Origin of the sequence: Thermofilum pendens Hrk 5 (assembly GCF_000015225.1) — an archaeon.
Taxonomy (GTDB): Archaea; Thermoproteota; Thermoprotei; order Thermofilales; family Thermofilaceae; genus Thermofilum; species Thermofilum pendens.
Genome location: NC_008698.1, coordinates 645820 through 668804, shown reverse-complemented (window position 1 = coordinate 668804; position 22985 = coordinate 645820). Strand labels below are relative to the sequence as shown.

Genomic DNA, 22985 nt, shown 5'->3' with positions numbered 1-22985 from the left:
CCCGGTTTAAAAAGTATACCGATCCGAGTATGCAGTACGACGCGGCTGTCGTCGGCGCCGGACCGGCCGGGCTGATGTTTGCGAGAGTACTTGCCTCGAAAGGCTTCCGCGTAGCCGTTCTAGAGAAGAACGAAACGCTAGCCGTGAAGCCCTGCGGAGAAGGGATAAGCGCGAGAGTGCTTCAAACCGCCGAGATAAACAGATCCGATACGCAGAGGTTCGTCTCCCACGCTATCAAAGGCGCTGTCGTTGTAGCGCCGAACGGGAGGAAGGTCGTCATAAAGGAGGAGGGAGAGCTAGGCTACGTGATCGATAAGAGAAACTTCCTAAGGGTGATGGGCGAGTATGCCGCTAGCTACGGCGCAGACATATACATGAAAGAGCCCGTCAAAGAGGTGGTGTTCAAAAACGGGCACTGGACCGTGAGAGCCCGCACAGTAGAGTTGGAGGCAAGGCTACTTGTGGGTGCTGACGGATACCTCTCCTACACGGCGAAAGCCCTCGGGCTCGAGAAGCCCGGAGAGAGGAGAGTGATACCGACGGTTCAGTACGTTATGCCCAACGTGGAGCTCGAAGACCCGGACATGACGTACTTCTTCCTAGGAAACGAGGTCGCGCCGAAAGGCTACGTCTGGATTTTCCCGAAAGACGGTAGGCTCGCGAACGTCGGGATAGGCGTTCAGGGGGCTTCGCCGAAGGCTTACCTAGACAAGTTCATAAAGAACAATCCAAGCATCTTCGGGAAGGCGAGGATACTCGAGTTCAGAGGCGCGGCAGTGACCATAGGCGGCATGCTCAGCGAAATAGTATCCGAGCACGCGATGCTCGTAGGCGAGGCAGCCGGGCAGGTCATCCCGCTTACCGGGGGAGGCATACACACCTCGATAGCCGGAGGGAAGATAGCAGCCGAGGTAGCATCAAAGGCTCTCGCAGAGGGAGACCTCTCGAAGAAGAGGCTCGAAGAGTACAAGAAGCTTTACAACGAGTACTGGGGCAAGAGAATACGCGACAGCCTCAAAGGGCTTCACGCAATCGAGAAAATGTCCGACGAAGAGCTAAACCAGCTGGCAGAAATCCTCTCCCCGCAAGACGTAGTGAACCTTGCAAACGGAGAGAACGTAGCATCAGTTGCGTTGAAACTTCTAAAACACCCCATCTTCAGCATTAAACTAGCTAAAGCGCTTCTATCGTAAAGCACGCGAAGTATTGAAATTTAACCCGGCATTTTTTCCTAAAACTTCATAAAAATGCTTATATGCTAGACATGCAAGCCTTTTCACGCCCCGCCCATAGTCGGTGGGCAACGCCCGGTCTCGTCAGATCCCGGAAGCTAAGCCACCGACGCGGTCGCGAGTACTGGGGTCTGCGGCCCCGGGAAAGCGCCGTGGTGGGGCATCTTCTGTTGCGCATGATTCCATGTAAGAGCGGCGTGGTCTAGAAGTAGCTGTACCCTCCGTGTGCGATGCTCACACACCTTTTCTGTTGCGAAACACATTTTTCTTTGTAACGTGCCCATCCGACCTCGATGGGTGTGAACGTTGCCGTAGTGGGCGTTGGGAGATGGGGTAGAAACCACGTCAGGGTGCTTTCATCGCTTAGAGGGTCGCTTGTTGGGAGAATCGTGGTAGTAGATGCGGACGAGGCTCGCGCGAGTAGCGTTGCAAAGCAGTTCGCCGTGGACGCGTACTACTCCTCGGTCGAGGAGCTAGTGAAAGACGAGAAAGACCTCGACGCCGCAGTCGTCGCTGTGCCTACGGTGTACCACTTCGAAGTGGCCTCGAAGCTACTCAACTACGCCGATGTGCTCGTCGAAAAACCGCTAGCGGCCACCCTCGACGAAGGGTACAGGCTCGTGGAGCTATCGAGGAAGCTTGGAAGGAGGCTCGCCGTAGGACACATAGAGAGGTTTAACCCTGTGGTTGGCGCGGCGTACGCGGCTGTCCGCGGAAAAGAAATCCTAAGCATGGAGTCGAAGAGGCTGGGCCCGGGGCCCGCGAGGGAATATACGCTTAACCTCGGGGTAGCCCATGACCTGCTCGTACACGACGTGGACGTTGTGAACATGTTTCTCGGCGAGCCCCCGGGAAGAGTTTTCGCCTACAAGATCGACGGAGGAGACTTCCCCTTCGAGGTAGAAGTCACGGCACTCTACGAATACTCTCAAAGGAGGATTGCAACGCTGAGCGCGAGCTGGAGGACTGTTCCCAGCTACAAGCACAGGAGCCTCACTATAAGGCTACCCGACTCTGTGATAAGGGTAGACTACATTCTACGCAGGATAGTGGTGGACAGAGGGGTCCAGGAGCTCCCCCGAGACTCTCTCAGAGTGCCTGTCTTCGCGGAAGAAAGCTACGTGGAAGTCTCGTACCTCCAGGAAGAGCCCCTGAAGGCAGAGCTTATAGACTTCCTAGAGGCCGTAAAGCTGGGAGGAAAGCCGCGCGTAGACGGGCTAGCAGGCTACGTGGCACTTAAATGCGTGGTCAAAGCCCTCGAGTCGGCATCTAAGGGTGTACCTGTACCGATCGGGTGGGACGAGATCGAGAAGCTTAGTAGCTAGCCTCCGCAGCCTTACCCCTCGGCGCGCTACAGGCACACCTTGAAGAAGAGAGCTAGCAGGGACCTAAGGTACCTGCTTTCCCGTAATAGCGGTGAACGCGTAGCCGCCAGGAACGGCATAAAGCTACAGATGTCTCGTCCGTCCAAGAGTAGCGAGAAAACCTTCTCAAATAAGTCTACGCGCGGAGCTGCACAGCATTGAATCCCCGCTACTCGCCTCGAATCGCTGGAGGCGGATACCCTGCACCATCCACCCTCCACCTGCGTCTTGACAGAAGTATCCCCTGGGGACTCGTACACGTAAAGTAGAACGTTGTTCCCCGGATCCTCTAACAGCACCAGGGGCTCCGGCCGTCCCACCAGGTCTTCGTACCCGGCTATTCTGAAAGCTAGGTAGGCTGCATACTGCTCGATGTTCTCGTCGAAGAAGGGGTAAACGCTGAACCTCTCCTCTTCACCGGTCGGTGTCCTGAAGACGAGAGAACCGGGCAGGCACGCGCTTCGATCAACCGATCCAGGTTCCTCGGTTAAAAGCCCGTAGTTGCCCAGCAACTTGTTCAGTAAGCTTAAAGCGTCTTCCTCGAAGACCTCTGCGACTCTTCCGCGTAGCCTTAACGGTGCCCCAAGCCTCCTCGCGTATATAGCGAGCTGGGCCGCCTGTGCGCAAGGAGGAGCAACGGTGCCCGGTGTTAAGCGGTGATTTTCGGCGTAGATGCTCGAAAGCTTCACTCCGTTAACCGACGGCTCTTCCACGATTACCTCGTAGCATGGTTCCAGCGGAGAACTTTTCCAGGCGAGATCCGGGTAGAAGAGCCGAAGCAACGACTCTATACTCGCTTCACGTCCCTCTACGCCGAGCGCAAGCATTCTCAGAGACCTTGGGGTGGAGACACCCGAGAGGCTGGAGCCCTCCAGGTAAACTCTTAATCGCGGCGAGACCTTCCTAAGCCAGTAAAGCATGGAGAGAGCGAAGTACCCAGAGCCCGACACTCGTACGCAGGTCATCCTAACTATCGTGAAAGGGAACAGTAAAAAGGTATTTCATTCTGCCTTTTACAGGGTTAGGTGATGACCGTTCAGGTAGGCATAGTGGGGAAGCCTAACACCGGGAAGTCTACGTTCTTCGCCGCATCGACACTAATAGACGTTAAACGCGCACCCTACCCCTTCACGACCATCGAGCCCAACGTAGGCGTGGGTTACGTGAGGGTCCAGTGTGTATGCAAGGAGCTCGGCGTGAAGGATAACCCCAGGAACTCTATCTGCATTGATGGGTGGCGCTTCATACCGGTCGAGCTAATAGACGTCGCAGGGCTTGTGCCCGGCGCCTGGGAGGGGAGGGGGCTCGGCAACATGTTCCTCGACCACCTGAGGCGCGCCCCCGTTCTAATACACGTGGTTGACGCAAGCGGGGGGACGGACGAGGAGGGACGCCCCGTCCCGCCCGGTACACACGACCCTCTCCAGGACGTCTTTTTCCTGGAAAAGGAGTTCGCGATGTGGATGCTACAGGTAGTCTCTAGGGACTGGGAGAAGATCTCCAAGCTGATAGACCTTCAAAAGAAGTACGACGAGCTCTACGCTAAGTTCACGGGGCTCGGCGTCGACGTGGGCGTGGTGGACAAAGCATTGGAGGAGCTGTCGCTCAAGACTAAGAAAGCGACGAGCTGGACGAGGGAAGACCTCATGCACCTCGTGGAGTACGTTATGCGAAAAGCCAAGCCGATGGTCATAGCCGCCAACAAGGCTGATCTCGACGTATCAGAGGACAACATAAAGCGCATGGCTAAGGAGCTGGGAGACAGGTACACCGTTGTACCAACATCGGCAGAGGCGGAGCTCGCGCTGAGGAAGGCCGAAAAGGCGGGGCTTATTAGGTACATCCCAGGTGACCCCGATTTCGAGATCGTAGGAAAGCCTACCAGGGAACAAGAGAAAGCGTTAGAGTACATTAGGGAGAAAGTGTTGAAAAGGTGGGGGTCTACGGGGGTTCAGAAAGCCATAGATACGGCGGTTTTCGAAAAGCTGGGTATGATCGTGGTTTTTCCCGTTGAAAACGAGAAGAAGTTCTCGGACTCCCACGGAAACGTCCTACCCGATGCCCTACTCGTGAGCAAAGAAGCCACTGCGCGCGACCTCGCATACCAAATCCACACAGACATAGGGCGACGCTTCTCCTTCGCCATAGACGCGAGAACTGGGCAACGCGTATCGGCCAGCGAGAAGCTCCGGCACCGGATGGTAATCAAGATAGTAGTCGCCCATTGACAACGCAAGCGAGGAGCGCTGTATGAAGAGCGCTGTCTACATGGAGGGTGTTTCCTACAAGTACCCGGACTCCGACACTCCTGCCCTCAGGGACATAAACTTCGAGGCAGACTTCGGAGAACTAGTGCTCCTCGTAGGTCCCAGCGGGTGCGGTAAAAGCACATTTGCTAGAATCTTCAACGGGCTTATACCGAACTTTTACGGCGGAGAACTAACCGGGCGCATCAGCATCGCCGGACTTGACCCACGCAAAACACCTACACCGAAGTTCGCCGGGCTCGTCGGCTTTATGTTCCAGAACCCTGAGAACCAGCTGTTCTTCAACAGCGTTGAGCGGGAGCTTGCCTTCGGACTCGAGAACCTCGGAATACCCCCAGAGGAGATCCGCAGGAGAGTCGATGAGACGCTTAAGGAGTACGGCCTGGAGGAACTTAGGCACAGATCCCCCTTTGAGCTCAGCGGTGGACAGCAACAAAAGGTCGCCTTGGCCTCCGTCATGGTGATGAAGCCGAGAATACTTATCCTCGACGAGCCCACCGCGAACCTGGATCCTCTCTCAGCTATGAGAACCCTCGGGATTGTTGCGAAAAAAACGAGGGAATACAATATGCTCACAATACTCATAGAGCACCGCCTGGAGATAGCTCTCCAGTTCGCAACACGTGTTGTCGTCATGCTCGACGGGAGAATAGTCGCAGACGGAGACCCCCTCGATACCGTAAGCAAGGCTCGCCACATCGTTGGTACACCGTTCGTTGTGCGCCTACTAGAGGAGCTGAAGGACGCAGGTTTCACGCCCAACGTAAACAGGTTAGTCCCCGAGACCGTAGCAACAGAGGTAGCTAGGTGGCTGCTGGAGGGGGGTGCAGAGAGGTGAAAGGCGTGGAGGAAGCAATTATAGAGGTCAAGGACGTCTACTACGCCTACCCCGGGGGTTACGAAGCACTGAGAGGAGTGACCCTCGAAGTTAGAAGGGGGGAGTTCATCGCGATAATGGGGGAAAACGGCGCGGGCAAAACTACCCTAATCAAGCACTTTAACGGCATCCTTAAGCCCAGCAAAGGCACGGTCAAGGTCAAAGGGATTGACACCAGGACGAAGAGTGTAGCAGAGCTCTCGAGAATAGTGGGCATAGTATTCCAAAACCCTGACCACCAGCTCTTCGAGGAAACAGTGTACGATGAAGTCGCCTTCGCTTTAAGGAACTTCGGCTACAGCGAGGACGTCATCGAGAGAAGAGTGGCGTGGGCGCTCAACATACTCGACCTGCAACGCTACAAGGACAGGTCTCCCTATTCCCTAAGCGTGGGTGAGAAAAGACGGCTCGCGCTAGCCTCCGTGCTGGCGTACGACCCCGAGGTGCTCGTTCTAGACGAGCCGACGGCCGGCCAGGACTACCTACAGAAGGAGAAGATCTCGCAAACCATGAACCTGCTGAGACTCATGGGTAAGACTGTTGTAATCGTGACCCACGACGTGGAATTCGTGACGTCGTACGTAGACAGAATAGTCGTGATGTCCGGTGGAAAAGTGATCGCCGAGGGGCAACCCAGAAAGATACTAGCGAACTACGCTGTCCTCAGAAAGGCAAACCTAGTTCCCCCCCAAATAGTTAGGGTGGCGCGTGCACTCTACGGAAAGTCTCTCCTGGAAAGGTACGACTACCTGTCCCCGGAGGAACTCTTCAACGACTTACGCAGAATCATGGGCAATACGCGGTGAGACACCTTGGAGGTCTTCGAAGCATTTAAGCCCGTGAAGAAAGATACACCGGTAGACAGGCTCGACCCCAGAACGCGCTTCGCTATTAGCGTTACGCTGGCCGCTCTCTCCGTGTACTCCTCCAGTGCCCTGATACAGGTTATCGTCCTCGCATCCGTATTCGCGGTCGCCACCCTAGCCCGTAGGTGCAGGTTGCTGGTTAAAGGGGCCGTAGGCTCCCTGCCCATCCTGCTGATGATATTCCTGCTAAACTTCGTCTTCGCACCCACACCGCAAGGTGCTTTAACTTCGTTCGCCATGGCGCTACGCTTCCTAGCGCTCATGTCGGCATTCTCCGTCTTCTTCATGACCACGCCTCCCGAGGAGCTAGCTCTCTCGCTGGAAGAAATAGGCGTGCCGAGGGACTACTCCCTGCTCATTACAATGTCGTTCAGGTTTGTGCCAACGCTAGCTACAGACGTGCAACTGGTAATGGACGCCTTGAGGAGTAGGGGGCTAGAGCTAGAGAGGGGGAAACTGCGCGTGAGGATAAAGAACTACGTCTACCTACTTGTACCTCTAATAGTGTTTGAAGTTAGGAGGAGCATGATGATAGCAGAGGCGCTAGAAGCGCGCGGGTACGGTTCCGGGGTGAAGCCTACGCGTTTAGTTAGGCTCAGGTTCTCCTACCTGGATCTCCTGGCGTTAACCGTACTAATGTTCTTCGTGGCGATGCTTAGGATCGCCGGTCTGGTCTAGTGCCAGAGCGCCGAACACAAAGCCAAGGAAAAAGACCCTTCATTGTCTCCTCGACAGTATTTCTAGCCACGGGTTTCCTTGCACGTAACTGGGCATGCTGACCTCGGTGGTTATAGGCTTAGCCTGCCACGAGTAGGGTTCGTGGGCTATCGCCTTAGCGGTGCCCGAACTGTCCAGCCTGTCTATTTTCTCCGCCAGCCTCTCAATGTTGTAGTTGAGCTTTTCGAGCACATCAGACAGCCTGTACAGCACTTGATCGTAGTGGGGTTCCAGCACGGCGGGTTTAACAGGTTCCACCGGTGCCCGTTGATCCTGCCTTGGAACAACTAGGTCTTCGAGCATGCTCTTCAAAGCTCTCTGTACACTTTCTTCGACTATCTTTGCCAACTCGCTGACAAGCTCTTGCTTGATGCTCTCTAAGAGTTCGCTGGGCACGCCTTGCTGTACAGGTTTAGCAGCCGTGCCGGCAATTGTCTTCCTGAGGTAAAAGTTGGAGGGGTCTATTCCCTGCTCGAGCGCCAGTTTCCTGTACTTGTAGAGAGCCTTGTAGACTGTTCTCTCGGAGACATTCAGAAGACTAGCAATTTCCTTCGCGGAGCCTCCCCTCTGCATGTATACCTCTACTATCCTTCTTTCGGTATCCGTAAGGTTCGACAGTACGTTCCTCAGCTCATCAGACATAGCGTACTACCTTCGTATTACCCGGGTTAAATTACCTTTCATGTTCGGCGAAAGTAAAAGCGCACTAGGATAACTTTTCCAAGGCTAGATAACTTTACTCGCGCGCGCCCGCCGAAATGTAGAACGTCTCTTGGAACGCCTAAGGAAGGCGCGAGAAAGAGCGTTTAGAAAGCTGAGGACAGGGCAGGAATAAGGGTAAACCACCAGGGAAAGGCGCCCGGCCCCCATTTTATACACGGCATCGACGCGCGCGGACGCATTCATGCATGAGGGATGGCGCGCGATGCTTGTTGTTTTGGAGAGGGGTCCCAGTTTCCTAGTAGTTCGATCGCCCTCTTAAGTTTCTCGACTCGGTGCGTGTTGTCGAAAGGTTCGAGGACCTCGCCGCATACCTCGCACGTGTAGTTGTTGTTCTCCGCCTCATCCACAGTGTACCGTGTGCCGCACTTAGGGCATACGTATGTCTCGGAGTTCTCCTCCAGCGAAAGCACTTTTTCTAGAATACTTAGCGTAAGCCTCTTCCTATCACTGAGTATTTGCTGGATCGGCTCATCGGTTATACGCCAGTAGTACTTGTACCAACCTATGTTCTCGTCGCGCGCTCTCCGGTACTTAACGAGCCTCGCTTCGAAGAGATCATTGAGCAACTTCCTAAGCTCGGGCGGATCCATTTTCAGGTCCTTCGCCAGGTCTTCGTCGGAGACCTCAACGTTACTGGCGAGAACCATCATCACCTTCTTGGCATTATCCCCGAACATCTTTCCGGCAATCTCTGCCAAGGCTTCGTGTGCATTCATTCCCTTCTCACCACGATCTTCCCTCTCTTAGACGGGATAATGGATAATTTAGCCCCGGGAAACTCTCTGCGGAGCTCCTCTCCTTTGAAGAGCCTGTCGAGAAATACCGCTAGTGCGGCGACTTCGCTGTGCGGTTGGTTGCCTATAGCCACATTAAAGTCGGCTTCTTCAAAGAGCCATCGAGGAACTTTTTCACCGCCCACGACTACCAGTATATCTTTGCCCTGCCCGGATATAAGATTTATTAATTCCTCGGAGATATTCTCTCCGTACATGGTCAGGTGTACGACTATCCCGCCGTTCTTCTTCCAGTTAGCCACGGTTTCCCGTGGATCCCTCGTTGTCAGCACTTTGAAGTCGCCACCCCAATTCTCCACAACGTTCCTCAGCGTCCTTATCACGCTTTCCTCGACGCTCTCCTCGAGAAATATCCCGTCGGCACCGAAAGCTCGCGCCACGAGCCCTACGTGCGTGGTTACACGGTGATCTCTGACGGGCCTGTGCCCTATTCTTAGAACGAATACTCGTCTACCCGTCGACAAGCCCCATCCCCGCGCGTGCCTGAAGTCTGGCTACAATGTCTCTTCTACCCTCGACGACTACGAGCAACTTTCCATCGGAACCCTGAACGACCTCCCTCACCCTGCACCTGTCGAGAAGCTCCCTCAGATCCTCGGCTAGGGCCTCCCGCGTTAGCGCTAGGGTTGCAGAGACCTTTTCGGGAAGCATCTCTACAACGGCTTGCGTCAATTCATGTATGCCTATACGCCTCGCAGCAGATATTAGCGTGTAGCGTAGCCCGCTATCCTCGAGGAGCCGCTCCCTTTCTTCAAGCTCGGCGGAGGAGACTTTGTCGATCTTGTTCCCAACGAGAAGTATGCGCGTCGGGGGAACGCCGAGGTTCAAGAGGACTTCCATGCTAGCCGTTAATTTCCGCCTGATCTCTGCTGGAGTATCGGACACGTCCAGTACTAGCAGGATAACATCGGCTGCGAGAGTTTCTCTCAGGGTGGTATAGAAGGCGTCGACCAGGGCATCCGGTAGATCGTCAATAAAGCCTATAGTGTCGGTCACAAGTACTGGGAAGCCGTGGAAGTACGTTCTACGAGAAAGCGTGGAAAGAGTGGCGAAGGGTTTACCATCAATATAGCCGTTCTCGCCCGTCAGAACGTTGAAAAGAGTCGTTTTCCCAGCGCCCGTATACCCGGTCAGGGCCACCGTATAGAGACCCGCCTCCACCCTCCTGGCTATCCTTTCCTCCTTCATTTTTCTAATCTTCCTCAATTCTTCCTCTATCTTCGATATGCGCATAGAGACGTATGCGTAGTAGGCGTCTACGGCGTACTTTCCTCCACCGAGAAAGCCGTGAAGCTCGCCTCTCTTCGCCAGGTTAATGTACTCCTTGGCGAAGCTCAGCTCCCTCTTTAGCTTCGCAAGCTCGATTTGAAGCTTTGATTCACGGCTTCCGGCTCGCTTCGCGAATATCTCCAGGATCAGCTCGTACCTATCAATCACCTCCACGCCTGTCTCCTTCGACAAGTTGTACGCCTGGTTCGGCTTAAGATCGTTCAAAAAGACTACCTTGAGGGGCTTCTTCTCCTCTACGAGCCTCTTCAGCTCTAGAACCTTCCCCCTACCTATGTTGTACTTCGGGTCCTCGTACCTGGACTTCTGGAGAAGTTCACCGGCAACAGCGTAGCCGGCGGCTTCCACCAACTTTCGGAGCTCGTCGAGTAGCGCCAGATCTCCCTTCCCGGAGAGCCTAGCAACTACTATTACTGCTTGTCTCCCGTCGACGCTCATATATCCCCTCTATCCCTAAACTCGGCTATGTCCCCTAATGTAACGCCCTCGTAGCCGTAGTCCTCCGAGTAGTCACCGTAGTCCGTGAGCTCTTCTATCAACTTCACCTTTAACACCTTTTCAAGCTTTCTCGCCAGGTCTATCGTTGGCTCCAGTTGCCCAGCCTCTATCCTCCTAATGGTCGACTCCTTCTCTCCCACCATGGCCGCTAAGACATCCCTAGTCCATCCCATGCGCTCACGAGCACTCCTTATGATCTCCCCGTAGTTCTCGACTATTATCTCCTCCACTTCTCCACCGCGCCTCCGCCTCGTTACCGCGGTTCTCGGCTTAGAAGGTGCTCCCTGGGAGAAGGTTAACACACCTATTACAGTCTTACCTTTTGCACACTGCGAACACACTATGAGTTCAGCCCCCTCGACTCGTACCCTGTAAGCCGGTCCCCGTATCTCTCTTCCGCAGATCTCGCAGCGCACCATCTAAGGGTAAGACTAGGCACACGAGTCTTATGTATCTTTCGCGGCTCGCGTGCGACGAGCGCGTCGCGTAGCCTCTGGGAATGTGCCTAGCCCATGCTCCCAAACATGTAGAAGAGCGGGTGTCAAGCCCCCTGCAGTGAATATTTATCAATGTTGTGCAAGTTCCCCGTTTGAGGCTTTATGGAGAGAGAGAAGCCTTCACCCTGGGAGCGCAAGGCGCTTCAAAGGCTACTACTTTACCAGTTTGGAGTGGACTTCGACTTGGAGAGACTCGGGGACAAGCTATCCGTTGAGAGGTCGCGTAGGACGGGACGTATAAGGAAAATCTTCGTAGGGGACACTCTTTTCGCGTCCGTAAGGCTGTCGGACGGCTTCATCGTACCCACGCCGGAGGGGTGGAGGCTACTGCTCTCTGTTAGGCGCTGTTACTTCGTAGAGGTCCCCGAAGACGTCGCTCGGTACGTTTCTCAGGGAAGGACGGTCTTCTCTAAACACGTGATTGAAGCCGATCGAGAGATTCTCCCCGGAGACGAGGTGGCCGTGATTTCTGGAGAAGAGGCTCGCGTAAGTGGCTCGGGCAAAGCCATGTTGCCTGGAGACTCTATGGGGGTTATACGTAGAGGGAAAGCTATCAAGACACGTACGGGTGCAGGAGAATCTGAGTAAAAAAGAAAGAAAGATAGTTTAAAGGGTAAGCGGCTAGCGCCTGAAGTTCGATGGATTCTTGTACAGGACGACGTACCTAAACTGCCTCCTATTCTCAATCCTGGCGTTAAAGCGCGTTTTAAGCATCAATTCTATCTCTCTGTAGTAGTACTGGTTGGTAAGCCACGCGGGAGGCCTAACACGGGGGACAAGCCCCCGTATAACGTTTATATCGGATGTTTTCTTTACGTAGGACACGTACGCGTACCTTAAAAGGGTTCTAAGCTTTATGGATATCTGGGAAGACTTCGTGTTTCTCAAGAGTTCTTCGACTACCGACGCAAGGTGTTCGAGAAGTTTTTGTTTCTCCTCGATCGTACGGGAAGACTGCATAGCAATGTCCACCATTGGTTTATATGCTTAACCATATAACGTGGAAAGGTTTTTATGTCTTTCGCTGATAAACAATTTTTTATCGACAAACGACGATACGCCAGTATCCTACTGTCGCAGACTCTTCCCAGCTTACAATGAACTTTTACGAAAACGTGCAAACTTACTTCGCCGCGTGCTCCTCCTTTAAAGCTTCCGCGAGTTCCTCTAAGCGTACCCCGATTATCGCCGAAAGCTCTTCGAGCTTGTGCTTCGGCCTCCCCGGCTTCGAAAAGTGATCGCTGAAAATTACCGTCCAGCCCTCAACGCCCTCTGAGCGCTTATAGACGCGTGCCCTGTAGTAAAGGAAACCTGAGTCCCTCACTTCGTATATTTTCGCTACCATCTCGCAACTAGAGGAGACATCATACTCGAAGACCTCTACGTTACCCTCCCCGTGAAAGAAATCGTTGTAAACAATACCGATTAGGAAACCTATCTCTTCGTCAAAGCCCACCAGGTCCTCCTCTAAAAACTGCCTCCTCCTGACCGGTGAAAGAACCGTAGCCTTGCCCGAGCAAACAGTGAGTAGGTACGGCTTTACCGCTAGGTCTAAGGGTTTAGGGTCTACCGCCTTTAGCTCAAACGCGAATGCCTTCATCTGCAAGCGCCTCTGCGCGTTATTCGATGACAGGGATGCCGAATCTCTTCGAGGCTAGTACGTGTTGCTCGTAGGGTATAGAGTCTATGTCTATTATCTTCGAGTAGTGCCTTCTGTAGGGCTCCCCGGAGATCAGCTTCTTGATGTTTCTCTTGTAGTGGTCCTCTACCAACCTCTTCCCTGTTAGTTTCTCCCAGTCCTTTATCGAGTACGAGAACACTCTCTGAGCACGATCCCTGTAGAGGTCTGGGAGGACGTTGAAAGAGCAGAAGGGGACCTGTCTGCCGTCAGGCATTACGTAGTGTATATCGCACCTCATAACCCTCGCGACGTCGTGGTTGTACAGATCCTGGAAGTGCATCATTCCGAGGAACAGTGTGTTGTAGTGGAATTCTCCTAGGCTCTCGTAGTCGTGTTTTACGAAAACCCTGTAGAGTATCTTGAGCAGGCGGTTGCCTTCCCGGAGCCTGCGGGGAGCCTTAGACGCATCGACGAACTTCCTGAGGTTCCACATAAGCTCCAGCATGACTAGGTACTTGTTCTTCCCTTTCTCGAGCTCATCTGCCTTCGCGTCCAGGAACCGGAAGAACTCGTCTACGTGGACGAAGCGGGTTATGGGTATTATTTCTCCGTCCTCCTGCCAAACGTAGGTAGCGGCTCCGCATGCAAAGTGCGTCGTGAAGGCTAGCTGGGGCTTACCCGTCAATGCCTCGACGAACCTCGATATCGGGACCACGCTCGGTACGGGGTACCAGTCCTCAGCTTTTATTTGCCCTCCCGTCTGCTCCTCTATAGCCTTTATAACATCGGGTATCGTAACCCTCTCCTTGTCCCTCTCCTTTCTCGGCATCCTGCCGACGATAGATACGGGCTGGAAGTTCACCCCCCTTACTATGTCGTTGTTCTGGAGCCCGAACTGGATTATCTTGCCTACCTCCGAGAGGTTGTAGTGCTTTATAACGGTCGGAACGAGAACCACTCCTAGACCCGCTTTCCTCAAGTTGTCCAAGGCGTATGGAACCTCCCAGTGGTTCTTCGGGTTGGAGAACGGCGACACCCCATCGAAGCTCATATAGACCGTGTTAACACCGGCCTGCCTCACCTTGACTGCAAGCTCCGGGTCGAACGCCAGCCTGATACCGTTCGTGTTTAGCTGAATATGCGTGAAGCCCTCTTCACGCGCCATCTTTATAATCTCTAAGAGGTCGTCCCTAAGCGTGGGCTCGCCGCCCGTAAGCTGTATAGCCGGGGGCTTCACAGGCTCTGTGAGCCTAGCCTGCCTCAGCATGTACCTTATGTGCTCGAGAGAAGGCTCGTATATGTAGCCGGACTTGGAGGCGAAGAAGAAGCAGTAGAAGCAGCTAAGATCACACCGGTTTGTCAACACGATGTTTATCAAAGCCGCGTGGGATCTATGCCTAGTGCATACGCCGCAATTATAGGGACACGGGGCTGTCACCGGTAGGTGCGAGATTACGTTCCCCTTCCCATCCCTCTGGTACCTCCGGAAACGCTCGTACATCTCAGCGTCGCCGAAGTAAAGCTCTTCGAATTCTCCGTGTTCTGGGCAAACCTTGCGTATGAACACCTTCCCCTCGCGCTTAAATATAACCGCCGTCAGCAACGAGTTGCACTCCGGGCACGCCGACTGGGTATACGCGATCAGCTCCTCGCCTTCCTTGATGGGAGGCCTCTTCGACAGGTAAAGCTTGTAGTCTACCCCCAACCTCGGCATCAGCTTTTCGCGTACAGACGCTGCAACCTTAGCTATATCCTCGTAAGAGAGACCAGCAAGCTGAGAATAATCCAAGCGAAACTCCTCCGCGCGTAAAGCCTCCTGGCGCGTCATACACTCACCCTCCGATACACCAAATTGCGATTATTCTGGAAACAAAAGGCTTATATTTCTTACTGGTATGACACAGACATAGCGTAGAAACGTTCCCCGGTTCCATCTAAGGAGGTTCTAGGAGCGTCACGGTACTCCTAGGCTGTTTCCAACTCCTAGAACTACAATGGACGAACCCTCCGGTGCCCTTGAGATGATATCCTCTACTATCCTCACCGCTTGCTGAACCCCTTGGTAAACCTTCTCCGTCATAACCGAGAGAGCCTCTGCCTCCGACATCTTTATGAGTACTGCGAACAGCGGCACTCCATGCTTCGTCGAGAGCTCCTCTATCTCGAATCTCTCAACGCCTATGCCACCCATCGCGACACCGTACCCGCTCGCTACGGACCCCGACTCTTCCCCTTCTAGCTTCAACGCAGCATCCACGGATACTATGAGCGAGACTTTCTCCCTCGAGAATATCCAGGATAGAGCTTCCTCAAGGTGTCCCGTCGTGCTCCCAGGGCCCTTTGCCTTCACTATGAATACCTTCTTTCCGTCGACCGTTACCTGCGAGATTTCAGTGTCCTTCACGGGTTCAACAAAGCTACCCTTATACTTCCTAGCCAGCAAAGCAGCAACCAGTGGCCCGGCGGAGTCGCCTACAGGAATACCCTTCGAGAACGACTCCAGGGCCCCCTCTATCGCCTTCACCTCTTCGAGTACGAAGGGCATCTGCGCGTTCAGCTGTAGCACGAGCCAGAGGCTCTTAAATTTCCGCGCGATAAGGTAGTAGTGGTTAACAAGCTTGTACACAAGGTTTAGCTCACGCGCAACCTCCACCAGGCTTGACAGCCTCTGCACCTCCGTCCTCGAGGCGCCTTTCGCGATGCGGGAAACCTCCTTCTCGAGTTCTACTTCGCTAGTTCTAAGCACGTGCTTTATCTTCCTCACTATGCCGTAGGGATCCAGGTCTACTGGGAGTATGATGCGTGTCTCGATGAGCGAGAGAATCCTCTGCTCCAACACGTCCCTAGAAGCCCCCTCAGAGCTGGCCGTGTACTTTGAAAACTGGTCTACAAGCACTTTCACAGCCTTGTCCCGTATACCCCTGAAGAGAGCGACGTAGCCTTCAACCTCGCTTATAGCCTTTAGAATCTGCATCTCCTGCGTTATGTACGAGAAAATCGCGAGTGCTACGAGCCACATTATAAAGCTCAGAGTGTCTCCATCCATGACACCGACACCCAGCCTTACACTGCAATGAGCCGAACTTCCTGCTTTTAAAGCTTCGTATGCGCGAAAAGTCCGTTTAGCAAAGTGCGCGGATAATGAACGTAATATGTACGTCTTTCCCCTTTGCGAATAATCTCCCGCGAGAGTACGTCTTGAAAAGCCCTTTAAAGCACATGACGTTTGAGGAGGTTATGAGGGGCATAGTTCTAAGCGAGATAACGGATAGAAAGCTACTTGAAAAGATAGTCGGTAAGGTCGTTTACAGAAGGAGCGGGGAGAAAGTAGGCAAGATATGGAAGATTTACGTGTCTAAGCGCGAGAAACAGCCGATAAAGGTTGTACTAAAGACAGACTCCAACGGGAAGATCGTTGTTCCACCGGAAAGGATCAGGGTAGAGAACAACAGGATTATTCTCCTGGACCACTCCCAGGAGGCTATTCTCTCGATAATCGGGAGGCTCTCCGACATCGCGGAAGAGCTGAGGAAGCTACGCGACGAGCTTCTCGTTCTCGATGAAAAACTGATAAGCGGCGAGATCCCCCGCGAGGAGTACAATGTTGCGAGGAGTAGGATAGAGAGGAAGAAAGTACACCTGCGCATGGAGGCCTCCACACTCTTAGACGCTCTGAACCACATGGTGCAGAGCGGGGAAGTTACGCTAAATAAGGAAGAGGAAAGGAGAATATACGAGATAATGGATGTGCTTTCACTCTCGCTACCAGCTATACCCTTAAGAGAGCTCGAGAAGATATTCGGATAGCCTTAGATCTACCGCACGTGGCGTCGCGCGCAGGGGTCGTGTGCGAAAAGTCTATATCGTGGAAACTTTAACATCTGCTGGGTAAAGGGCCCGTGGCGTAGCTAGGAAGCGTGGCGGCCTGCGGAGCCGTTGAGCGCTGGTGCGCGCGGACGTCCCGGGTTCAAGTCCCGGCGGGCCCGCCAGCCGCGTGGTTAGTTCTGCGAACTACGATCACATGTCTCGTTAGGGAGCTGTGCTCGTATACATCGCAAAGCGCTGGTGCGTCTACGTTTTGAAGGAGCATGTCGGAGGCGAAGAAAGCTATTCTTCCCCGAGGCTTAACGGACTCAACTACGTTTCTCAAGGCTCCTCGAAGAATCTCTCCGGGGTCTCTCCCATGAGTCGGTGCGAGCCTCCCGTATGGGGGATCGAAGGCTGCGGCATTGAACGCCTCGGCTCTAAAGGGGAGCTTTGTAGAGTCGCAGAGGACAAGGTCTGCTACCGCCCTTAGCCCTAAGACGCTTAGGTTCTTTTTCGATCCTCTCACTTGCCTATAGTTTACATCGACGCCAACGGAGTACATCCCCTGAAGAGCTGCCTCTATCAGAACTCCTCCCGTGCCGCAGAACGGGTCCAGGAAAGCTACGTCAAAACCCCCTTCTCCGCCCGCTGGCTGGGTTGCCAAGGCCAGGTTGAGGATTGTGAGGGAAAGCCAAGGTGTTAGCGCGCTCGGCTGCGAGTAAGCCCTTCGCTCAGGACTTCGAAAAGCGAACCTATCCTTCCTGTATCTCTTGACGGTTAAAGACAGGAGAGCTCTGTCACGGCTAAGCACTATGACAACGAACTCCAAGTCCGGCCCGGTTCTGGATGCTCTGAGCCCTTCGCGTAGCTCTTTCAGAATCTTCGAAAAATCTTCTCTAAGCTTCGCCTTTTCCTCTACACCCAGCATTTTTTCGCAATCGAGAATTTTCACGTTGAAAGTCGTAGCGTGGAGAAGGAGGTGTGAGACTCTGGACAGCATGTCTCCCTCTAGGAGGGGTCTCTCTCCCAGCCTCGCCTCTCCCAGGACGAAGTACAGCTCCTCTACGCACGCGACGCTGTAGAGCCTCTCTACTATGCCCTCGAGGCTTCTCGCGGCTAGAAACACGAGGCGGTCGCCGAGAGAGCCTAGCACTCGAGCTTCTCCGGTACTTTCCAGCGCTTCCAGCGTCTCGTAAAAATTGCACCGGGAAACACACCACGTCGTATATACAGCGAAGACTCGCGGTTCGTTCGGATAACTAACGTTGAACTTCTCCAAGAACATGGTCCCACCCTTCACGAAGTAACGCCTCAAGGATTACGGAGCAAGGGTGGCGCAACGGCTCTTTCCAGCGTATTCTCACTGCCTTCTGGCGCCTCTCTCAAGCGTGAACGCTACTACCATTACGACCACGCTGCTTAGCACTACAAAGGACCACGTGAGGACACCCCGTATGTCTCCACCGCCACTGAGGAAGCGCGCCGTCTCGACGGCGAGCTGCCTCGCCATGAGTATAACGGCTATGACTAGTGCATCGCTGTACCTAGTCTCCTTACCCGCTATCGCGGCGTCTATAAGGCTTCCTAGAAACGGTAGAACCGCTCCAAGGACTAGTAGATCCACGGCTAACAACTGGGCACCTACAGGCGCCAACAGGAGCCTCCCGATGGCTCCGAAGAAGTCGATGTAAGGCGTTTTAAGCACAGCGTAGATCCCCTGTATCAATGCGAGAAGCGATAATATGATCGAGAGGAGGATTGACGCGAACGTTATGGGCTTTGTCTTGTAGATGCTTGAGAAGTATTCGCCCAGGTCGTAGCCCTTGAAGAACATGAATCCCCCGAGGGCGGTTATGAGTATAGGCCATACGAACTGCGGTAGGAAGTATGAGAGTAAACTGTAGATTACCAGGAAGAGCCCCGTAAGCCCCAGCGAGTACCTCTTGTAGTTTTCTTCCGTAAAGGCCTTTTTCACGTAGTTCACGAGCAACACGAAGGTCTCCTCTACCCCCCTTTCCTGCTGTACTATAACACGCCTGATGGACACTATTGGAAGCTTCGACTGTATCAGCGGCGCCACTGCCTCATCCGTGGGACCGTCGGACACCAAGACGACACCGTCAAAGCGGCCCTGCGAGAGTACTTGGTCGAGCTCTTGGAGAATTTTCATATCCCCCTCCACGCCCTCCCTTTCCAGCCCCGCTACAAGCGCGACCTCGACGCCGTCGCCGTACGTCTTTCTAAGCTCGCGGTACGTCTGGACGGCCGCGAACATAGCGTTCGAGTCGGAGTCGTCTGGGCGTGCAAGGCTATACTCGACAGCCGCATTGAGCACAGCCTCCTCGCCTACAAGTGGTGTCTTTACATTGAGAACTGTACCGACGTCGTTATCCCTATCCACACATAGCACTAGGAGCCGCCTACCCGTAGCCGCCATCGCACGCACGCCTAGTATAACGTTTAACCCCCTTAAAACCTCACCTCTACAACTCGCACAAGAGGAGGGGGGCCGGGCGCCTTTCCATGGTGGTCTTACTCTTTAGCGTCTTGGTCCCCCAGCTTTCTAAGCGCTCTTTCGCGCGCCTTTTTTAGGCGTTCCAGGAGGCGCTCCACACTCGGCCTTGCTGGGTGATTGAGAGGCATTGCTCCGAGTCTCTCCTCCACGAACGCTATGAGTGTGTCGTAAACTATTGGGCGCTTATCGGCATACCTTAGCAACTCCTTTTGCCCGGCGCGATAACCCCAGCGCCCCTTGCTCACCTTCACCTTCCTGACTTCTAAGCCCTCCCGCCTCGCCCTCTCAGGGAAACCCCTAAGCGTCTCCTCGTTATCCTCGGTTACGTACACCACTGCCGCAAGCGCGCGTGAAGCGCCTACGAGTAGCAAGGTCATTTTGACACCCGCAACCTCTAGGTAGCGAGGTGCGTAGTGTCGCGGCTTCACGGATGCCAGGCTCGCTAAGAACTCTGCTTTCTGGCAGCCTGACGCAACCATGTACGCTAAGAGTTGCGGTACTTTCTCGTAGAGAAGCCTCGCAACCTTCACCGCACCCTCGGTTCTAACTCGGCGAGAATTTTGACCGACCGCGAAATCCAGCACATGTCTAGCTGTGTTGCTTGACCCTGGATACATTCCATCCGTAACGTATAGCAATGCGAGCTTTAGCGCCCTGAAAATGTCGATTTCTCCTCTGTTCGCCGCCTCGATCTCCGCCAAGATAATACCCTGCTTCTCCTTTTTGGAGAGACTCCACCAGCGAGGCGCGTCGCGAACACCCTTAACAACCACGTACCACTTAACGCTGACTCTCGTCTCGTGGATCTCGATTCTATCAACGTAGACAGCCACCTCCTTCCCCGGCCAGAAGCCAGGGAAGGAGGCTACTTGCCATGTCTGCGCTGTAGTCATCGTGACTTCTTCGCGGTCCGCGCGGTACGATGCGTCTCCCATGATCCAGCCCTCTTGGGCGGCTCTAAGTAGCTCAGGTGGGAGCCTCAGGGTATCGGGTAGCCTGAGCTTGACGACTCTGAGATGTAAACGGATCTCGACCTCCCAGTACCCGCTAGGCTTCAAGTGTACGTATAGCCTCCAACTCCTGCCTGGAAGCTTAGCCTTCCAGTGCGCTCTGCCTGTCCTCCTGATTTCGAGCTCGTCTACGTGCTCCAGGGCTTCCCTCATCGCTTTCTCAGCCTCTTTGATCGCCTTCTCCTCGCCTTCCCCGAGCCTGCCAACGTATTCTACGTAGGCCTCGCCGTACCGAGCATAGTTGCCCCTTATTTCCGCAAGCTCCCGCGCAACCTCGTTGCGAGTAGCCTCGAGCCCCCTATAGCCGTCGCTCGGAAACAGCGCCTTCCTCAGGAGCTCCTCGATCTTCCTGCGAATGAACCACTCGTCGAACTCTTCGAACCCTGCCTCCTCAGCCGCCACGTTTTTCTCACACCCCATCATTTCCCTACCCATACTTAACCCTTCCTTAAATGGTGGACAGGCACCCTGCGAGGGGCGTGCTCCAGGGATTACCGTGCGGACTGTCGGCGCTCCCTCGCGTATCCTGGCGAGCACTCTTAGGCGCGACGAGCTCTACGAGGCGCGCCTCGCCGAAGCATTAGACGCGGTAGAGGAGTTCCTAGCCTCCGTGAAAAGCGCCCCGCGCGTCGAGGAAGACGAAGAGCTAGCAAGAGAGCTAGAGAAGGACGTCGAAGAGCTCAGGGGGCTAGGGCTAGCGTAAAAACCCCTTTTTCTCCTTTTTCCTGGTTTGTAAACTGGGGAGATACTCGGTTTCAGCTTTCTCCCATGTTTGTAAACCAAGGAACGAGAAAACCTTTTCGGAACCTACGCGTTATAGAGCACAACCAAAACTTTCTTTGGGTTGTAGTATATTAAGCCTACGTAGTGTACACACAGGGTTCCACGATGAATATCTCGAGCATTCGCATTATGTTCTGGGGAACCGGAGGAGCGGTGACCCCGAAGAGTGCCGAGCAACCATGCATAGCGGTGAAGATGGCCGACACAGTCTTCCTGTTAGACGTGGGAGAGCGTTGCCAGAAGGCCTTGGAGTGCTTCCACCTAGGAGTAAACTCGCCCCTTTACATTTTCGTGACTCACCTTCACAGCGACCACTACAGTGGGTTAATCCCTCTCCTAGAGACGCTGTCCTTGCTCGGAAGAGAGAGGGCTCTTAGCGTTTACGGACCCCCGGGTCTTGGCTCGGTGGTTACCGGTAGGAGGACTACAGGCTACCCGGTAAGCCTGACGGAGCTCTACGGGTGGGAAGGAATCCTTCGTTTTCCGGGCCTGCCGCTTACAGTAAGCTACGTGGCGGCGCCGCACAGCTACGGGGCTTTGTCCTACATTATCAGGGTTGAAGATAAAGTGAAGCTAGACGAGGAGAAGCTGGAACAAGAGAAGATTCCTCCTGCGCTACGCAAGGAGCTTCTCGAAAAGGGAAAAGTGAGGGTAGGCTCTAAGGAGTACAGTCTCAACAGCTTCGTTAAGCAAGTGGTCCGCGGCGTAAAGATCTCGTACACGGGAGACTCGCTTCCTAGCCACAGGTTCGCGTCTAAAGCTATGGAGTCGGATGTCCTTATACATGATTCAACGCTCCTTAAGAGAGACTGGTACAGGAAGCCTTACATGGCGCACTCGACTGTCGAGGACGCGGTTGCGGTGTTTAAGGCGACGCGGTCGAGGCTTCTCGTCTTGACGCATTTCAGCGCGATGTACAGAAACCCGGCAGTCGACCTTTCAGAGGCTGTGGGCGAATACCCGAGGGTACTAATAGCCGAGAAGGGGCTAACTATAGACGTAGCATTCACCGAGCCACGCGTTTTCAGCGTGCGCATTAATACCGATTGCATCTAATGCGAACCTACCCTGAGCCTTGTTCTAGGCACTTCAGCTCGGATACCTCTCCGACAGGCTTTCCGTTGACCGTTCTAGGAGCTAACCAGTTGAGGAACTCATCTGGGGAGCACTTTCCAAGCTCTATGACTACTATTATTGAGCCTAGCGGGCTTTCCCCGGCTTCGTACGTGCAGAAGCTTACCTTCCCGGCGAACGCTGCCTGCTTGTTCAAGTAGAACTTTACCTCGCCTTCCCGCAACCCTCGCTCCACGTACGACCTCGCGGCGTCCAGTATTCTCTGTTGCCTTAAAAGCCTCCTAAACTTTTCGAGAGGTTTATGGTTGTGGAAAACGCACTCGATATACCTACCTTTGCCTTCACCCACGACTGCGCATGACTCCTTAGGCGCATCGAAGAGGTTGAATATACTCGATAGAACCTTTTCAAGGGACTCCGTGGGGTAGAAGGGTGCCCTTACCACTACCTTCATCGCAACCCCTCTGCGCGCGCTAGCAATTTCTGCAAAGCTTCCCTGCATTCCTCCTCGAACTCCTCCTCGGTTTTTCCCTCGTTTACCAGCATTATGTCGGCAAGAGCTATAACAGACCCGAGACCCACGCTGAGCTCTCTAAGATCCCTCTCCAAGAACTCTTCCCATTTAAGCGGATCGTCCTTTCTCCCTCTTTTTCTCAGCCTCTCGTACCTCGTCTTCTGGGAAGCGTGAATAGCGACCAAGTACGCCTCGGAAGCCCTTTCCCTAAAGTAGAACAGCTCCTCCAAGTTCCTCAACCCTTCAATCACGACTACGCCTTGATCTATGGAAGCTAATCTCTCAAATGTTCTCTCGGCTATTACCGCTCGCCCGAACTTTTCCCGAAGCTCCAGAGAGATCTTGCCAAGACTCGCATCGTTCATGGGGAGACCTCGTTCAGCAGCGTAGCTTCGAACAACGTCTCCCATGCTTAGCACCGGTACGCCCATTGAGGAGGCTACGCGCGAGAACACTGTTTTACCAGCTCCCGGCATACCGGTGACTAGTATAAGGAACTTCGACCGTACACCGCTACTTTGCATCATGAGAGAAAGCCT

General features: G+C 54.1%; 25 protein-coding genes, 1 tRNA gene, 1 rRNA gene and 1 pseudogene. 13 read left to right on the top strand and 15 right to left on the bottom strand.

Annotated features, from left to right (window positions below; translation table 11 throughout):
- The first annotated feature begins 29 nt into the window (after positions 1-29).
- The 3 genes from TPEN_RS03720 to TPEN_RS03710 all read left to right on the top strand — a co-directional run bounded on the left by TPEN_RS03720 (position 30) and on the right by TPEN_RS03710 (position 2557).
- The gene (locus tag TPEN_RS03720; protein ID WP_011752385.1) at positions 30-1193 is read left to right on the top strand and encodes a geranylgeranyl reductase family protein; all 1164 of its coding nucleotides are present in this window, start codon (positions 30-32) and stop codon (positions 1191-1193) included.
- Between the two features lie 86 nt (positions 1194-1279).
- Positions 1280-1396: ribosomal RNA gene (gene rrf, locus TPEN_RS03715) — 5S ribosomal RNA — on the top strand.
- A gap of 129 nt (positions 1397-1525) precedes the next feature.
- A complete protein-coding gene (locus TPEN_RS03710; protein ID WP_011752384.1) occupies positions 1526-2557 on the top strand; it encodes a Gfo/Idh/MocA family protein in 1032 nt (343 codons plus the stop codon).
- 26 nt (positions 2558-2583) lie between these two features.
- Here the strand turns inward: TPEN_RS03710 and TPEN_RS03705 are convergent, their stop codons facing one another.
- A complete protein-coding gene (locus TPEN_RS03705; protein ID WP_011752383.1) occupies positions 2584-3561 on the bottom strand; it encodes a hypothetical protein in 978 nt (325 codons plus the stop codon).
- A 63-nt stretch (positions 3562-3624) separates the two neighbouring features.
- On the opposite strand from TPEN_RS03705, the gene TPEN_RS03700 reads away from it, so the two are divergent.
- Genes TPEN_RS03700 through TPEN_RS03685 form a run of 4 tightly spaced genes read left to right on the top strand, consistent with a single transcriptional unit; the run spans position 3625 to position 7284 of the window.
- Complete coding sequence (locus TPEN_RS03700) at positions 3625-4824, top strand: redox-regulated ATPase YchF (protein WP_011752382.1); 1200 nt, start codon at positions 3625-3627, stop codon at positions 4822-4824.
- 22 nt (positions 4825-4846) lie between these two features.
- Positions 4847-5701 (top strand): energy-coupling factor ABC transporter ATP-binding protein, encoded by an 855-nt coding sequence (locus TPEN_RS03695; RefSeq protein WP_011752381.1) that lies wholly within the window; start codon positions 4847-4849, stop codon positions 5699-5701.
- A gap of 5 nt (positions 5702-5706) precedes the next feature.
- Positions 5707-6546, top strand: a complete 840-nt coding sequence (locus TPEN_RS03690) for an energy-coupling factor ABC transporter ATP-binding protein (RefSeq protein WP_187146353.1) — start codon at positions 5707-5709, stop codon at positions 6544-6546.
- A gap of 6 nt (positions 6547-6552) precedes the next feature.
- Complete coding sequence (locus TPEN_RS03685) at positions 6553-7284, top strand: energy-coupling factor transporter transmembrane component T family protein (RefSeq protein WP_011752379.1); 732 nt, start codon at positions 6553-6555, stop codon at positions 7282-7284.
- Between the two features lie 39 nt (positions 7285-7323).
- Here TPEN_RS03685 and TPEN_RS03680 read toward each other — a convergent pair whose 3' ends face one another.
- The 5 genes from TPEN_RS03680 to TPEN_RS03660 form a co-directional block, all read right to left on the bottom strand.
- Positions 7324-7965: a helix-turn-helix transcriptional regulator gene (locus tag TPEN_RS03680; protein WP_011752378.1), complete on the bottom strand. Its 642-nt coding sequence runs from the start codon at positions 7963-7965 to the stop codon at positions 7324-7326.
- A 260-nt stretch (positions 7966-8225) separates the two neighbouring features.
- Entirely contained in the window at positions 8226-8762 is a 537-nt protein-coding gene (locus TPEN_RS03675; protein ID WP_011752377.1) for a TFIIB-type zinc ribbon-containing protein, read from the bottom strand.
- Positions 8759-9304, bottom strand: a complete 546-nt coding sequence (locus tag TPEN_RS03670; protein ID WP_011752376.1) for a tRNA (cytidine(56)-2'-O)-methyltransferase — start codon at positions 9302-9304, stop codon at positions 8759-8761. Before TPEN_RS03670 ends, TPEN_RS03675 begins: the two co-directional genes overlap by 4 nt.
- A complete protein-coding gene (gene hflX / locus TPEN_RS03665; RefSeq protein WP_011752375.1) occupies positions 9291-10565 on the bottom strand; it encodes a GTPase HflX in 1275 nt (424 codons plus the stop codon). The genes TPEN_RS03670 and hflX overlap by 14 nt, the downstream gene beginning before the upstream one ends.
- The gene (locus TPEN_RS03660) at positions 10562-11044 is read right to left on the bottom strand and encodes a multiprotein bridging factor aMBF1 (RefSeq protein ID WP_052885108.1); all 483 of its coding nucleotides are present in this window, start codon (positions 11042-11044) and stop codon (positions 10562-10564) included. Before TPEN_RS03660 ends, hflX begins: the two co-directional genes overlap by 4 nt.
- A 180-nt stretch (positions 11045-11224) precedes the next feature.
- Here TPEN_RS03660 and TPEN_RS03655 point away from each other — a divergent pair, with 180 nt between their 5' ends.
- On the top strand, positions 11225-11710 hold the full coding sequence (locus TPEN_RS03655) for a PUA domain-containing protein (protein WP_011752373.1): 486 nt from the start codon (positions 11225-11227) through the stop codon (positions 11708-11710).
- A gap of 33 nt (positions 11711-11743) precedes the next feature.
- Here TPEN_RS03655 and TPEN_RS03650 read toward each other — a convergent pair whose 3' ends face one another.
- The 4 genes from TPEN_RS03650 to TPEN_RS03635 all read right to left on the bottom strand — a co-directional run bounded on the left by TPEN_RS03650 (position 11744) and on the right by TPEN_RS03635 (position 15789).
- The gene (locus TPEN_RS03650; protein WP_148677923.1) at positions 11744-12097 is read right to left on the bottom strand and encodes a hypothetical protein; all 354 of its coding nucleotides are present in this window, start codon (positions 12095-12097) and stop codon (positions 11744-11746) included.
- Between the two features lie 148 nt (positions 12098-12245).
- The gene (locus TPEN_RS03645; RefSeq protein ID WP_011752371.1) at positions 12246-12722 is read right to left on the bottom strand and encodes a hypothetical protein; all 477 of its coding nucleotides are present in this window, start codon (positions 12720-12722) and stop codon (positions 12246-12248) included.
- Between the two features lie 19 nt (positions 12723-12741).
- On the bottom strand, positions 12742-14571 hold the full coding sequence (gene tes / locus TPEN_RS03640) for a tetraether lipid synthase Tes (RefSeq protein ID WP_011752370.1): 1830 nt from the start codon (positions 14569-14571) through the stop codon (positions 12742-12744).
- A 126-nt stretch (positions 14572-14697) separates the two neighbouring features.
- Positions 14698-15789: a DUF1512 domain-containing protein gene (locus TPEN_RS03635; RefSeq protein WP_011752369.1), complete on the bottom strand. Its 1092-nt coding sequence runs from the start codon at positions 15787-15789 to the stop codon at positions 14698-14700.
- A gap of 173 nt (positions 15790-15962) precedes the next feature.
- On the opposite strand from TPEN_RS03635, the gene TPEN_RS03630 reads away from it, so the two are divergent.
- Both TPEN_RS03630 and TPEN_RS03625 read left to right on the top strand, forming a co-directional pair.
- Positions 15963-16550, top strand: a complete 588-nt coding sequence (locus TPEN_RS03630) for a PRC-barrel domain-containing protein (RefSeq protein ID WP_052885106.1) — start codon at positions 15963-15965, stop codon at positions 16548-16550.
- Positions 16551-16636: 86 nt separating this feature from the next.
- A tRNA-Arg gene (locus TPEN_RS03625) sits at positions 16637-16732 on the top strand.
- A gap of 116 nt (positions 16733-16848) precedes the next feature.
- Here TPEN_RS03625 and TPEN_RS10180 read toward each other — a convergent pair.
- Positions 16849-17478, bottom strand: a pseudogene (locus TPEN_RS10180) (TRM11 family SAM-dependent methyltransferase); the annotation flags it as partial.
- Between the two features lie 25 nt (positions 17479-17503).
- On the opposite strand from TPEN_RS10180, the gene TPEN_RS10110 reads away from it, so the two are divergent.
- Positions 17504-17632 carry a hypothetical protein gene (locus TPEN_RS10110; RefSeq protein WP_281054512.1) on the top strand — a complete coding sequence of 43 codons (129 nt, stop codon included), beginning with the start codon at positions 17504-17506 and terminating at the stop codon, positions 17630-17632.
- A gap of 278 nt (positions 17633-17910) precedes the next feature.
- On the opposite strand, the gene TPEN_RS03615 is transcribed toward TPEN_RS10110, so the two are convergent.
- Together TPEN_RS03615 and TPEN_RS03610 are read right to left on the bottom strand one after the other, a co-directional pair.
- Positions 17911-18987, bottom strand: coding sequence for a DUF373 family protein (locus TPEN_RS03615; RefSeq protein WP_052885104.1), 1077 nt, complete (start codon positions 18985-18987; stop codon positions 17911-17913).
- Positions 18988-19082: 95 nt separating this feature from the next.
- Complete coding sequence (locus tag TPEN_RS03610) at positions 19083-20510, bottom strand: hypothetical protein (protein WP_011752365.1); 1428 nt, start codon at positions 20508-20510, stop codon at positions 19083-19085.
- 61 nt (positions 20511-20571) lie between these two features.
- Here TPEN_RS03610 and TPEN_RS03605 point away from each other — a divergent pair, with 61 nt between their 5' ends.
- Together TPEN_RS03605 and TPEN_RS03600 are read left to right on the top strand one after the other, a co-directional pair.
- Positions 20572-20778, top strand: coding sequence for a hypothetical protein (locus TPEN_RS03605; RefSeq protein ID WP_011752364.1), 207 nt, complete (start codon positions 20572-20574; stop codon positions 20776-20778).
- Between the two features lie 209 nt (positions 20779-20987).
- Positions 20988-21914: an MBL fold metallo-hydrolase gene (locus tag TPEN_RS03600; RefSeq protein WP_187146352.1), complete on the top strand. Its 927-nt coding sequence runs from the start codon at positions 20988-20990 to the stop codon at positions 21912-21914.
- A gap of 7 nt (positions 21915-21921) precedes the next feature.
- On the opposite strand, the gene TPEN_RS03595 is transcribed toward TPEN_RS03600, so the two are convergent.
- Together TPEN_RS03595 and TPEN_RS03590 are read right to left on the bottom strand one after the other, a co-directional pair.
- Positions 21922-22386: an RNA-binding domain-containing protein gene (locus tag TPEN_RS03595; RefSeq protein ID WP_011752362.1), complete on the bottom strand. Its 465-nt coding sequence runs from the start codon at positions 22384-22386 to the stop codon at positions 21922-21924.
- Complete coding sequence (locus TPEN_RS03590; RefSeq protein WP_011752361.1) at positions 22383-22973, bottom strand: AAA family ATPase; 591 nt, start codon at positions 22971-22973, stop codon at positions 22383-22385. The genes TPEN_RS03595 and TPEN_RS03590 overlap by 4 nt, the downstream gene beginning before the upstream one ends.
- Between the last annotated feature and the right edge of the window lie 12 nt (positions 22974-22985).